Source organism: Gordonia sp. LMA484 (assembly GCF_058129505.1).
In genome coordinates, this window is record NZ_CM176700.1 from 5,429,666 (window position 1) to 5,441,859 (window position 12,194).

Sequence of the window (12,194 nt, forward strand, 5' to 3'; positions counted from 1 at the left end):
AATTCGGGTGGGGGATGGTGGTGGAGGAGTCGGTATGAATTTCGATCAGACAGCCCGGATGGCGGAGATCGTTCGCGAGTTGCGCGAGGAGAGCAACGACACCGAGGCGGTGCTGCGCAAGATCTCCAAGACCGCGGTCGACTCGGTGCCCGGCGCCGAGTACGCCAGCGTCACACTGGTCACCAGAGGTCAGATCGAGACACCGGTCATGGTCGGCGATCTCGCGGGCAAGTCCGACGATCTGCAGCGCGAACTCCATGAGGGGCCATGCGTGCGCTCGGCCATCGACGACACCACTGTTTTGGTCGACGACATGCGTCACGAGCAGAGGTGGCCGCGGTTCGCCGCCTCGGCCGTGGAGTTGGGCATCGGATCGATGGCCTGCTTCTGCCTCTACATCGACGGGAACGATTTCGGCGCGCTCAACCTGATCAGCACGACGACCCACGCGTTCGATGTCGATGCCATCTCGGTGGGGCAACTGTTCGCCGCGCACTGCGCCACCGCCTTCACCGCCGTTCGGGAGAAGGAGCAACTGCTCACCGCGCTCAGCACCCGCGACGTCATCGGTCAGGCGAAGGGGATGATCATGGAGCGCTACCGCATCAACGCCGACGAGGCGTTCCGACTGCTGGCCCGGCTGTCGCAGGACAGCAACGTGAAGCTGGCCGAGGTGGCCAAGCGGATCGTCGAGGCCGGACCGGAGTAGCAGCCGATCGTGGGGCTCACCCCAGCCGGTCGGACCTCGGGAAACCGATCACCGGTTGTCCGCCACGCGCCAGATAGTCCGCGAGACCCCGACCGGTCAGCGCGTGTGCGCCGGTGTTCTGGCTGAAGAACATGAGCCCGCGCTGGAACAGCTGCACCACGCCGTTGCCGTCGGGGGTCAGGTTCGGGACGCCGATGGCCTGACCGAGCGGTCCGGTGATCCCGCCGAGCTGGTCGTACTTGCCGTTGAGCGCCTGGGTACCGACGCTGAGCAGCTGCGAGGAACCCGGGAGCAGGCGGTCTGGGAGTTCCATCAGGCTGCCGAGGTCCAGCGAGCCGAGCGGCCCACCGCCGTCGGGGCCGGTGGGCGGCGTGACGATCTTGGGCTTGAGTGCCTGTCCCTTCACGGCGAACCACGACGACTTCAGCTGCAGCCGGGTGCGGGCATCTTCGCCGCTGACCTCGACCGTGCGCGCCGACCCGACCGCGCGGACCTTGATCGCCCGCCCGCTCTCCGGACCGAGGCCGTTGGCCTCGATCACCTCGAGGCTGCGCAGGGCCCCGACGCCGAACGCGGCACCGACGCTGCCGGCGCTGACCGTGGCGGTCCAGTTGTGGTTCGGCGACGCCGAGTCGCCGTCGTCGCGGACCGCCGGAAAGCGTCCGCCCGCCGTGTAACCACCTGTGGACGAAGAGAATTCGGTGAACGCAGGTTTGCCACCCTGCAGCAGGATCTGACCGGCGGTCGCATCGGCGGCGCGATTGGTCCGCGGATCCTCGCCGGCCACACCGCCATACACCTGCGAGTTCTGGGTGTCGTCGATCTTCTTGCCGCCGGCGATCGCCGCCAGCGCATAGGTCCGCGCCGCCACCGCCTGCGCCTTGAGCGCCTCGGCACCGCCGGAGTCGGCCCACTGCGGCATGCTCTCCTTCGGGATCACGCCCTTGACGTAGTCATCGATGTGCAGGCGGTTGGCCACGCGGCCGCCGTCGAATCCGAGGGCGCCACGGTAGGCCTGGTTGGAACCGCAGAATCTGAGGAACTCGCCCGGCGGTCGGCTCGGGCCCATGGTGATCGGTTCGACCCATTGCGCCGGGACCGACCGCACGACACCGCCACCGCATCCGTTGGTGATGGTGGCCGTGGCCCCGGACAGGCTGACCGCCTGTCCGGGAGCCACCGTTTGGCCACCGACTCGCATCCCGGCGTCCGCGTGCACATTCACCGAGTTCTTCCCGGTCAGAGCGACCGTGATCTCGGGCCTGTCCACCTTCCCCGCGGTGGTGCCGCCGTAATAGTGGCGCAAAATCTGAGATGCCGACCATCCCTTGCGGGCGTAGCCGTACGCACCCCACTGCCCCATCCCGCGCCCGTGCCCGAGGCCGTGTCCGATCAGCGTCAATTCCGACCCGGCCGAGAGGGTGACCCTCTCGGAGGTGAACGTCGGCGCGACCACGGCCACCAGACCGCCGACCAGCAGCACCGGGATGAACCCGATCGCAGCCAATGACAGCGATCGGGCCCGGGTGTGCCGAGGGCGTGCTCTGACCAACGTCTCGCGAGACCTTCCGTGAGCGTGAGCATCGGGAACAACACCATCCCGTTAAGGATGTTGCTGATGTGACTGTTGTGACAGTAGTTAAGAGTTGGTCAAAACGACAACCCCAGGGGATAACAACCGCATCACGAGTTGTCAGTGGGTGGCGGCGGGTCAGTTACTCCCGACGTGGTCGGCCATGATCTCCGCGAGTTGGGTGCGGGCGCGGTTGAGTCGCGACTTCACCGTCTGCACGCCGACGCCCTGGTGCACGGCGATGTCGGCGTAGGTGAGGTCGCCGAACTCGCGGAGCACGACCGCCTCGCGGAAGTCGTCGGGCAACTGGGCCAATGCGTCGCGCACGGCGTCGCGCAGGGCCACCCGCTCGTCGAACGCCGGGCCGTCCGGGTCGTCCAGCGTGACCTGCTGGTCGGGGTCGGTGAAGTCGGTGATGGTGGTGTTCGACTTACGGCTTCGCACCACCGAGAGCGCGTTGTTGGCGGCGATGCGGTGCAGCCACGTGGAGAAACGCGCCTCGCCGCGGAACTTGTGCAGGTTCTGCCAGGCCGCGACGAGCGTGTTCTGCAGGGCGTCCTCGGCGTCATGCGGGTTGCCGCAGATGTTGAGGCACACCGCCCACACATGGTTGCGGTGTGCGCCGACCAGGTCGGCGAAGGCGCGCTGGTCGCCCTCACGCGCCCGCATCAGCAGAACGGCCTCGTCCATCACGTCCCCCAACCCGATTCAGAGATCGACGTGACCGTCGTGTGAGTCGTGCCCGCCGTCATGAAAGTCGCCGCCCGGCGCATCATGGTGGTGGTCGGTCAGGTCGAGTTCCGGGTCGTCACCGTGATCGACGTCCGCGGAACCCGACGCGTCATCGGCGACTGGTTCGTCGGGGCTCGCCGGGGCGTGCTGGTGGCCGGGCTCATCGGGGACCAAGCCGTCGAGGACGTCATCATCGCCACCGTCCCCGACGTCCGGCGGCACGTCGTCCATGTCCGGCACGGTGTCGGGATCAGCCGACGCTGAGGGGTCGAACGCGGCCTGCATCGCGGTGTCCCACGCGGCGGCCGGCGGCGGTGTGAGAGTCGTGGGGTCGATGCCGAGCGAAGCCAGAATCGACGGCTCCTCCTGCATGTGACCTCCCCCCGGGTGTGAGTTCCTCGCCGTCACCAGATGGTGACCGCTCTCAGATCTGATGCTACGGGGCCGCCACGATGTTCCCGATTCGTCGTCGGGAAAAACGCCGGGAACATTCTCGCGACCTGCGTGCATCAGATCCGTGTCACGTTCACACCGACCGAGAGGACGACCTCATGTCCGGTTCCCCGTTCCAGTCTCACCACGCCACTTCCCCGACCGCCCCCGACCAGGACAGGGTCGTGCACACCACCGACAGCCAGGGGCACGACGTCATCGTGCAGTACGACGAAGCAGGAAATGTGGAACTCGTCGCCGCCGACACCGACGGCGACGGCACCATCGACACGGCGGCGGCGCGCGGCGCGGACGGGACCGTTCTGGTGGCCAAAGACTCCGACGAGGACGGTCAGGCCGACACGATCACGCACCTCGACGCCACCGGCGACATCACCCGGGTCGACTCGCTCGAGGACGGCCGCATCGTCGCATCCACCCTGGATTCCGACGGCGACGGTCGGCCCGACACCGTTGTCGCCGACACTAACCGGGATGGCATGGCCGACACCGTCGCGGCCGACACCGACGGCGACGGGCACCTGGACGCCTATGCCGCCGACACCGATGGTGACGGGCACTTGGATTCGTATTCCCACAACAGCTACGGGTCCCCGGACAGCTACGGGTCCCACGACAGCTACGGCGGCGGTACCAGCCCGCACGACAGCTACGGCGGGGACGACTCAACCGATCACAGCAACGTGCTCTGAGGCCGGCCGGTCGAACGACGCCGGATCGAGCTGGTCAGTGGGGGACCGATGCCGCCTTGCCGGTAGCCGACCGCCGCATCCCGGGTTGCGGTATCGCGGGCACCACGGCCGGCCGGAGCGCTTCGGGCACGACATAGGTGTCGGACTCGACCGTCAGCCACCCCTCGTCGACGAATTTGGACAGCTGGGAATGCAGGGCGCGCACGAGCGGCTCGCTGTACCCCAGCTTCTCCACCCAGCCGTCGATGTCGGCGGGGCTGGTGGCCGAGTTCGTACAGCCGGTGAGAATGACGGCAGCCAAACTGTCGTAGAACTGTTCGGCGAACTCTTCGACGTCGTCGGGGAACACGCTCTCGATCCAGACGGTCAATGCGCCGCGCAACGCCTCCACCGGCGCCTCTTGCCATGTCGCTGCGCTCCACTCCGGGGTGGCTCGAACCGTGTTGACCTCGATCAGTGCCGTCGCCTGCGCATGCAGCCACAGGTTCCGCAGGGGGCTGTGATTGCTCATGCTCGTGCGATCGGGCGGCATCTCGAGTCCGAGTGCTGCCGCGAGTTCGCGGGCGGCCGCCGGTCTGAGCCACCGATTCGGTGTGGTGGGTTGTCCGTCGCCGAGCCAGTCGAGCAGCACCGTGATCCGCGCCAACGGTTGGGTGGCCAACAGCGCTGCCCGTTCAACGGCCTCGTCGACGGGCGCGATCTCAGTGGTGCCCAATGACAGCCCCACCGCGGCGGTCAGCCGCTCCTGGGCGTATGTGGGTGCATCGGGATCACCGGTCCACCGACCGTGGTCCACCAGGAAAACCGCCAACATCATTCCGGCGTACGCGACGAAACGCGCCTGATCGAGCTCGATCGACCCCGCCTCGACCATGAGTTCGATGAAACTCCCCATCGCGTCGACATCGTCGATCGTCCACCCGGTGGTATCGAACTCCGGATTCTCGCCGGCGGCCGCGGCCAGCAGGATCTCGAGTTGGACCAGGAACCCGTCGAGGGACGCGGCGTCGCCGACAGAGAGCTCGGCGGCCGCCCACTCGCCGAATCCGGCCGGGATCAGCGAGGGTGGCGACGACTCGGGGCGCCCAGACAACGGCACCACGTTGGAGTCGTCCCTGGCTGCCCGCTTGGCCTTGCGACGATCGCGGTTCTGCTGCTTCTTCGACCTGTTCTTCGACATCACATCGCACTCTAGTTATGCGGGCGCCCTGCGATAAGGCTTCCAGAGGTCCACGGACGGCCCTCTCGCGACGCGCTTAACAGGCGGGTGGGCACAAGAAGGTCGCCGGCCCCAAAGGGTGCATTGAGAATCCGGCAGCGTTCATAAATCGCATCACATGAATGTGATCGCAATACTGGTAACACTGCATATTCGGTCACTGCATATTGAGCGTGGATGTCAGAGCAGTGCGGCGACCTTCTGGGCGGTTTCTTTGGCGGAGCCCGGATTCTGGCCGGTGACGAGGTTGCCGTCGACGACGGCGTAGGAGACGAACGGTAGTTTGGCTTTTTCGTAGAGGGCGCCGCGCTGTTTGGCGGCTTCCTCGGCGTTGTAGGGCACGAGCTTGTCGACTCGAGCGAGTTTTTCTTCCTGCCAGGCGAACCCGGTTATCTTCTTGCCGGCTATCAGATAGGAACCGTCGGAGAGTTGAGTGTTGAGCAGGCCGCAGTAACCGTGGCAGACCGAGGAGACGATACCGCCGCGTTCCCAGATCCCGCGGGTGATGCGTTGCAGGCCGACGCTGTCGGGGAAGTCGTACATGACGGCGTGACCGCCGGTGAAGTAGATGGCGTCGTAGTCGGCGGCGTCGATCTCGTCGGGGCAATGGGTGTTGTGCAGCAGCGCCATCTTGGCTGGGTCGGCGCGCCAGGCTTTGGCGGTCTTGTCGTAGTTGGGGAACTTCAGTGCACGCGGTTCCAGCGGTACGACGCCACCGGCTGGGCTGACGAGGGTCTGCTCGAAACCGTGCTTTTCGTAGACGTGCCAGGCGTGGGTGAGTTCGGAGAGCCACAAGCCGGTCGGGTGTTCGGGGTCGTCATAGTGGCCGACGTTGGTGACGACGTTAAGAATGCGTGTGGGCATGCTGCCCTCCCTCTGGTGTGGTGTGGCTCGGAATGTCGCCGGGTTGCCGTCGCTGAACGCGCCGGTGTTAAGTCGTGCCCGAAGCGATGCCCTGAGTCGGGGTTGCCTGACTCGGGACATCGCGAGAGCGGGGTCTTACTGCAGAGCGGTTTTCAGCGCGTCGATCGCGAGGCGTCGGGCAACGTTGGCGCCCTTGGTGTTCCGCAGGCTGTCCAGGAGTAGGAAATCGTGGACCATGCCGGCGACCCGTACCGAGGTGACGTCCACGCCGGCCTCGCGCAGCTTGTTGGCGTACTGCTCACCCTCATCGCGAAGTACGTCGGCCTCGTCGGTGATCACCAGTGTGGGGGGAAGGCCTTGCAGGTCGTCGAGGGAAGCCTGTAGGGGGGAGGCGTATTTTTCGCTACGTTGCGCTGGGTCGGTGGTGTAAGCGTCCCAGAACCATTGCATCCCAACGCGGGTCAGGTAGTAGCCCTCGGCGAACTGGAGATAGGACGGGGTGTCGAAGTCGGCGTTGGTGACCGGATACAGCAGAATCTGGGCTTTGAGGTCGATGCCGCCGCGGTCTTTGTTCATCAGTGCGAAGACCGCAGACATGCATCCCCCCACGGACTCTCCGGTGACTGCGATCCGGGAGGTGTCCAAGCCGTGCTCGGCGCCGTGGTCGAGCACCCACTGGCCGACGGCGTAGTTCTGCTCGACCTGTGTGGGGTAGCCCTTCTCTGGGGCCCTGTCGTAGACCGGAAAGACCCCGGCTGCGCCGGCGCCGACGGCGAGTTCGCGGAAGAGGCGGTCGTGGGTGTGTTCGTCGCCGAACACCCAGCCTGCGCCGTGGATGTAGAACACCACCGGAAGCGGCCCGTCGGCACCTTTGGGACGGATGATGCGGGTGCGGACGGTTCCCCACTGTCCGGTATCGACGTCAACCCACTCCTCGTCGACCTCGGGGCGTTCGACACCCTCACCGCTTTGCAAGTCGGACAGTATCTTTCGGCCCTGTTCCGGCGGCACTTCATAAATGCGGGGATGCGGATCGGTCTGGTCACACAACTCCTTGGCCTCGCGTTCGAGGACGGGGCTGATGGGGGGTGGCAGGTCAGTCATCGTGGTCTCTTCCGTGTGTTGGGCACGTGCTGGGACTCTGCGAGAGCTCGACACACGCAGATGTGTGCAGCGCTCACATGGAGGCTAACGCGGCCACGGAGGGGAGTCAACGGGGCTCCATCCGGTGCTGGTTAGTCAGTGCCCGCCGACTGGGCCGAGAGGACGGCGATGAGCGACGAACGCACTTGGGCGACGGTGTCGTCGATCGAGAGGTTGGTGAGTTTACGGTCGAGATAGAGGCAGGCCATGCCGTGGACCAGGCCCCAGCCGCCGAGGGCGAGATCGATGGGGTCGGAGTCGGGGAAGACCCCGGTGATGGCCGCGGCCAGCAGCTCGTGGACCGCGGCGGCGGCCTCGACGCGTTCTTCGCTTTCGTGGTCGCACTCGTTGCCGAACATCAGGCGAAACAGAGCCGGGCGGCGCAGCGCGAACTCGACGTAGGCCGCGCCGAGGTCGGCGAGTTCTTCCGCGGTGCGCGGGAGGCCGCGATCGCGGGACAGGTCGTCTTTCAGGTCGCGTAGCCCCTGGGCGGCGAGGGCGGATTCGAGGGCATCGCGGTCGGGGAAGTGACGGTAGGGGGCGGTCGCGGAGACCCCGGCCTCGCGGGCGACCGCCCGGATGGAGAACGATCCGCCACGTTCGAGCATGTCCATCGCTGTGGTCAGTAGCGCGGAACGCAGATCCCCGTGGTGATAGCTCTTCTTGGTACTAGCGGACATTGCCGACCCTCCTTTCCTGGTCATTGTGCTTGTCCCTCGTTTCCGGTCATCACGTGGACGGTCAACGTCCTCTCGCTATCTGGTCATCCCGGTGGGAGTCGGTCGCCCATCGAGGTCATGTTGACGCTGCACACATTGGACTCTACCTTGGATGTAAGCGTTGTACACATTCAAAGGAGTTGCGATGACACCGTCAAAGCCCGAGCCGAACAACGAGACTGTCGAGGTGGCTCTCGGCGGCCATACGGTGAGCGTGCCCAAAGGCGGGCTGTATGACCGCTACCGCATGGACACCGACCTGGACGAGGTCGCCCAGGACCCGCGGGTGCGCAGTGTCGACTTTTTCCGGACCTTGCCGAAGACCGAGGTGCAGTCGGCGATCGGACCCACCCGGACCCCGAACTTCTACTACTCGATGTCCCGGGCGCAGATCGTCTACCTCGCCCCGACGAAAGCGCTGAGATCCCGGCTCCCTGCAGAACTCGATCCGCTGCAGATCGCCCCGGGCCTCGGCCTGTTCTCGGTGGTCTTCTTCCGCTACGACGTATGCGACATCGACTTCTACACCGAGGCCACCGTCGGCATCGCGGTACGCCCCGCCCGCCATGGCAGCCTGGCGACCGTCGACGCACTGTCGGCACTGGCCAACGACGCGATGCACGCCTACGTCTTGTCGCTGCCGGTCAACACCCAGATCGCGCAGGTCCGTGGACACGACGGTTACGGATTCCCCAAGTGGGTCACCGACATCGACGTCGACATCGACCACCGCGAGGTGGCCGCGCGGGTGGCCAACGACCAGGGCGGCACCGACATCGCGTTGACGGTGCCCACACCGCAGCAGAAGACGGCCCCCAGCGGCACCAGTGTGTCCACGCTGATCTCCTACACCCAGCTCGGTGGCGCCTGGAACGCGACGCTGAGCCAGACCAACACGCTCTCCGCCGGTAGTCGGCTGCTGCCCCGCGATGTCAGCCTCGAACTCGGCTCGGGACGTCTGGCCGATGATGTGCGCTCCTTGTCGCCGATCACGCCGCTGCGCCTCGACGTGGCCACCGAGTGCCAGAACGCGCTGCACATCCCCGTCCCGGTCTCGTTCCCCGCGAAATGAGTAGCCCAGTGGTCACCTCCGCCATCACCCGACACGTCGACGCGCACCGACTGACCTCCCTGACCCGCCGCGTGCAGGCGGCTGATCCCGAAGCTGTTCTCGAGGTCACCAACGCCATGACCGGCGAGGTGCTCGGCACCATTCCGCATTGCGCGCCGGCCGATGTCGTCGCCGCTGCGCAACGCGCCCGCACCGTGCAGAAGGCATGGGCGAAACGTCCGGTCGAGGAACGGGCCGCAGTGTTGCTGCGTTTTCACGACCTGGTCCTCGACCGCCAGGATGAGGTTCTCGATCTCATTCAGCTCGAGAACGGCAAAGCTCGGCGTCACGCGTTCGAGGAGATCCTTGATGTCTGCATGGCCTCCAGGTACTACGCCAGAACCGCCGCGGACTACTTGAAACCCAAGCGCCGCAAGGGGGCGCAGCTGGTGCTGACCAAAGTGTGGGAACTGCATCACCCGAAGGGTTTGGTCGGGGTCATTTCCCGTGGAACTACCCGCTCACCCTGGGTATCAGTGATGCGCTGCCGGCACTTGTGGCGGGCAACGCGGTGCTCACCAAACCTGATGTGCAGACCCCGTTCTCCGCGCTGTGGGCCGTTGAACTTCTGGAAGAGGCCGGCATGCCGGCCGGTCTGGTGCAGGTGGTCACCGGTAGGGGAGCCGAGCTGGGCACGCCGATCATCGAGAACTCCGATTTCCTCATGTTCACCGGCTCCACGGCCGTGGGTCGCACGGTCGCCGCCCAAGCCGGTGAGAACCTCATCGACTGCTCGATGGAACTCGGCGGCAAGAACGCGCTACTCGTGCTCGATGACGCCGACATCGACAAAGCCGTCGCCGGCGCGGTGCGGGCGTGCTTTTCCAACACCGGCCAGCTCTGTATCTCCATGGAACGCATCTACATCCCCGACGTGCTCTGGGACGAGTTCACCACCAGGTTCGCCGCGGCGACCACGGCAATGACACTGTCGGCCGACATCGACTACTCCGCAGACATGGGCTCGCTGGTGTCGAAGAAGCAGCTCGACACCGTCGTCAATCATGTCGAGGACGCGCTCGCCAAGGGTGCGCGCGTACTCGCCGGCGGGCGACCCCGACCCGACCTCGGCCCGTACTTCTACGAACCGACCGTCCTCACCGACGTCGACAACACCATGACGGTCTTCGACCACGAAACCTTCGGGCCGCTGGTGTCGTTGTACCGCGTCACCGACGAAGACGAAGCGATCGCCAAAGCCAACGCCAGCGAGTACGGACTCAATTTCAGCGTCTGGACCTCCGACGAGCAGCGCGGCTACCGCGTGGCCGCACGGCTGCAGGCCGGCACCGTCAACGTCAACGACGCCTACGCCGCGGCCTGGGGATCGATGGATGCCCCGATGGGCGGGATGAAAGCCTCCGGCCTCGGCCGCCGCCACGGCGAACACGGCATCCTCAAATACACCGAGTCCCAAACCATCGCCACCGAACGGCTCATCCCCGTCGGGGCCCCCGACGGCATGAACGCCGGGCGCTACGCCCAGGTGGCGACGCTGGCGCTGCGCCTACTCAAACGCATCCCCGGCGTGTAGCGACACCGTTACGCACCCTTCGTAATCCATCGAGTTGAGGAACCCATGCACACCGTCCTTGGAGCCAACGGCCAGATCGCCCACGAGCTCACCCGCTACCTGCATGACAACATCACCCACGACCTGCGGCTGGTCAGCAGAAACCCGCGCAAGGTCCACGACACCGACCAACTCGTCTCCGCCAACCTGATGGACGCCGAGGCCACAGCCACAGCGGTCAAAGGCAGCGACATCGCCTACCTGACCGTCGGGCTGCCCATCGATTCCGCGCTGTGGGAACAGCAGTTCCCGGTGATGATGGCCAACACGATCGCCGCATGCCAACAGCACGGCACCAAGCTGGTCTTCTTCGACAACACCTACATGTACCCACGAACCTCCACCCCGCAGGTTGAAGACACCGAGTTCCGTCCCGTCGGGCGCAAAGCGACTGTCCGCGCACGCATCGCGACCATGCTGCTCGAAGAGATGGGCAAGGACACGATCGAAGCCGTCATCTGTCGAGCACCGGAGTTCTACGGACCCGGAAAAACCCAGAGTCTCACCAACTCCGCGATCTTCGACCGCATCAAACAGGGCAAACGACCGCTGGTGCCGGTCAGTGCGCACACCCGACGCACCCTGATCTGGACCCCGGACGCCAGCCGCGGCATGGGTTTGATCGCCAACACCCCCACCGCCTACGGCCAAACCTGGCATCTGCCGGTTGACCCGCACCGACTGACCTACCAGGACATGATCGAGATCGCCGCCGAGGTCACCGGCCACGATATCAACTACCTCACCATCCCCAAGAAACTCTTCGCCCTCGGCGGCCTGATCAACCAGTCCGTGAAAGAAGCCGCCGAACTGCTGCCGCGCTACCGCGACGACAACATCTTCGACTCCACAAAATTCGCCACCCGCTTCCCCGACTTCCCCGTCACGACCTACCGCCACGGCATCACCGAACTCCTCACCGAGAAGGCGGCCTCATGAGTCTCAGTTACCGGATGAAAGACCGAGCGTCGAAGCTGATGAACGCCGCACACCGGATCGTCCTCCGCGTCAGTGGCAACCGACTGTTGGCCAACCCCTTCGGGATGCCCGTCGTCGAGCTACACACTGTCGGACGGCGCAGTGGCCAGCCGCGCTCGTGCTACCTCACCTCACCGGTGCACGACGAGTCTCGGATCGTGCTGGTGGCCTCCAAGGGAGGCGATGACCGCAACCCCGACTGGTACCACAACCTCATGGCCCACCCCCGCGCCGAGCTGACCGTGCACGGACAACGACGCCACATCCGCGCCCGGGCCGCCGACCCCGACGAAAAAGCGGAACTCTGGCCGCGAATCGTCACCGCCTACCGCGGCTATGCGAACTACCAGAAGCGAACCGACCGCGATATTCCGGTTGTGATCTGCGACCTTCTGTGATGGCAGAAGGCTCAGACGCCACGCGGCCCT

At 65.7% G+C, this 12,194-nt stretch carries 13 protein-coding genes; 6 read left to right on the forward strand and 7 right to left on the reverse strand.

Translation table 11 applies throughout. The features are described from left to right. Positions 1-34: 34 nt before the first annotated feature. Complete coding sequence (locus AC4AMJ_RS24100) at positions 35-709, forward strand: GAF and ANTAR domain-containing protein (RefSeq protein ID WP_489898654.1); 675 nt, start codon at positions 35-37, stop codon at positions 707-709. Between the two features lie 16 nt (positions 710-725). Here AC4AMJ_RS24100 and AC4AMJ_RS24105 read toward each other — a convergent pair whose 3' ends face one another. The 3 genes from AC4AMJ_RS24105 to AC4AMJ_RS24115 form a co-directional block, all read right to left on the reverse strand. Next, positions 726-2,261, reverse strand: a complete 1,536-nt coding sequence (locus AC4AMJ_RS24105) for a SpoIID/LytB domain-containing protein (protein ID WP_489915192.1) — start codon at positions 2,259-2,261, stop codon at positions 726-728. 159 nt (positions 2,262-2,420) lie between these two features. Further along, on the reverse strand, positions 2,421-2,972 hold the full coding sequence (locus AC4AMJ_RS24110; RefSeq protein WP_489898652.1) for an RNA polymerase sigma factor: 552 nt from the start codon (positions 2,970-2,972) through the stop codon (positions 2,421-2,423). A gap of 18 nt (positions 2,973-2,990) precedes the next feature. Further along, entirely contained in the window at positions 2,991-3,386 is a 396-nt protein-coding gene (locus AC4AMJ_RS24115) for a hypothetical protein (RefSeq protein ID WP_489898651.1), read from the reverse strand. Between the two features lie 245 nt (positions 3,387-3,631). Between AC4AMJ_RS24115 and AC4AMJ_RS24120 the strand changes: the two genes are divergently transcribed. Next, the gene (locus AC4AMJ_RS24120) at positions 3,632-4,159 is read left to right on the forward strand and encodes a hypothetical protein (protein WP_489915194.1); all 528 of its coding nucleotides are present in this window, start codon (positions 3,632-3,634) and stop codon (positions 4,157-4,159) included. A gap of 34 nt (positions 4,160-4,193) precedes the next feature. Here AC4AMJ_RS24120 and AC4AMJ_RS24125 read toward each other — a convergent pair whose 3' ends face one another. From AC4AMJ_RS24125 to AC4AMJ_RS24140, 4 genes are all read right to left on the reverse strand, one after another. Beyond that, the gene (locus tag AC4AMJ_RS24125; protein ID WP_489915196.1) at positions 4,194-5,339 is read right to left on the reverse strand and encodes a hypothetical protein; all 1,146 of its coding nucleotides are present in this window, start codon (positions 5,337-5,339) and stop codon (positions 4,194-4,196) included. A gap of 219 nt (positions 5,340-5,558) precedes the next feature. After that, complete coding sequence (locus AC4AMJ_RS24130) at positions 5,559-6,242, reverse strand: type 1 glutamine amidotransferase domain-containing protein (protein ID WP_489915198.1); 684 nt, start codon at positions 6,240-6,242, stop codon at positions 5,559-5,561. 135 nt (positions 6,243-6,377) lie between these two features. Continuing rightward, positions 6,378-7,346, reverse strand: a complete 969-nt coding sequence (locus AC4AMJ_RS24135) for an alpha/beta hydrolase (RefSeq protein WP_489915200.1) — start codon at positions 7,344-7,346, stop codon at positions 6,378-6,380. Positions 7,347-7,477: 131 nt separating this feature from the next. Then, the gene (locus tag AC4AMJ_RS24140; RefSeq protein ID WP_489915202.1) at positions 7,478-8,065 is read right to left on the reverse strand and encodes a TetR/AcrR family transcriptional regulator; all 588 of its coding nucleotides are present in this window, start codon (positions 8,063-8,065) and stop codon (positions 7,478-7,480) included. A 184-nt stretch (positions 8,066-8,249) separates the two neighbouring features. Between AC4AMJ_RS24140 and AC4AMJ_RS24145 the strand changes: the two genes are divergently transcribed. The 4 genes from AC4AMJ_RS24145 (at position 8,250) to AC4AMJ_RS24160 (ending at position 12,164) form a co-directional block, all read left to right on the forward strand. Then, positions 8,250-9,176: an acetoacetate decarboxylase family protein gene (locus AC4AMJ_RS24145; protein WP_489915204.1), complete on the forward strand. Its 927-nt coding sequence runs from the start codon at positions 8,250-8,252 to the stop codon at positions 9,174-9,176. A 352-nt stretch (positions 9,177-9,528) separates the two neighbouring features. Further along, the gene (locus tag AC4AMJ_RS24150) at positions 9,529-10,749 is read left to right on the forward strand and encodes a succinic semialdehyde dehydrogenase (RefSeq protein ID WP_489918504.1); all 1,221 of its coding nucleotides are present in this window, start codon (positions 9,529-9,531) and stop codon (positions 10,747-10,749) included. Positions 10,750-10,794: 45 nt separating this feature from the next. After that, entirely contained in the window at positions 10,795-11,727 is a 933-nt protein-coding gene (locus tag AC4AMJ_RS24155) for an NAD-dependent epimerase/dehydratase family protein (protein ID WP_489915206.1), read from the forward strand. Further along, on the forward strand, positions 11,724-12,164 hold the full coding sequence (locus tag AC4AMJ_RS24160) for a nitroreductase family deazaflavin-dependent oxidoreductase (RefSeq protein WP_489915208.1): 441 nt from the start codon (positions 11,724-11,726) through the stop codon (positions 12,162-12,164). Before AC4AMJ_RS24155 ends, AC4AMJ_RS24160 begins: the two co-directional genes overlap by 4 nt. Positions 12,165-12,194 lie beyond the last annotated feature (30 nt).

Excerpts from the sequence above, each read along its gene's own strand:
- AC4AMJ_RS24100 (WP_489898654.1), top strand. The coding sequence starts at position 35 with ATGAATTTCGATCAGACAGCCCGGATGGCGGAGATCGTTCGCGAGTTG.
- AC4AMJ_RS24110 (WP_489898652.1), bottom strand. The coding sequence starts at position 2,972 with ATGGACGAGGCCGTTCTGCTGATGCGGGCGCGTGAGGGCGACCAGCGC.
- AC4AMJ_RS24115 (WP_489898651.1), bottom strand. The coding sequence starts at position 3,386 with ATGCAGGAGGAGCCGTCGATTCTGGCTTCGCTCGGCATCGACCCCACG.
- AC4AMJ_RS24125 (WP_489915196.1), bottom strand. The coding sequence starts at position 5,339 with ATGTCGAAGAACAGGTCGAAGAAGCAGCAGAACCGCGATCGTCGCAAG.
- AC4AMJ_RS24130 (WP_489915198.1), bottom strand. The coding sequence starts at position 6,242 with ATGCCCACACGCATTCTTAACGTCGTCACCAACGTCGGCCACTATGAC.
- AC4AMJ_RS24135 (WP_489915200.1), bottom strand. The coding sequence starts at position 7,346 with ATGACTGACCTGCCACCCCCCATCAGCCCCGTCCTCGAACGCGAGGCC.
- AC4AMJ_RS24140 (WP_489915202.1), bottom strand. The coding sequence starts at position 8,065 with ATGTCCGCTAGTACCAAGAAGAGCTATCACCACGGGGATCTGCGTTCC.
- AC4AMJ_RS24145 (WP_489915204.1), top strand. The coding sequence starts at position 8,250 with ATGACACCGTCAAAGCCCGAGCCGAACAACGAGACTGTCGAGGTGGCT.
- AC4AMJ_RS24155 (WP_489915206.1), top strand. The coding sequence starts at position 10,795 with ATGCACACCGTCCTTGGAGCCAACGGCCAGATCGCCCACGAGCTCACC.
- AC4AMJ_RS24160 (WP_489915208.1), top strand. The coding sequence starts at position 11,724 with ATGAGTCTCAGTTACCGGATGAAAGACCGAGCGTCGAAGCTGATGAAC.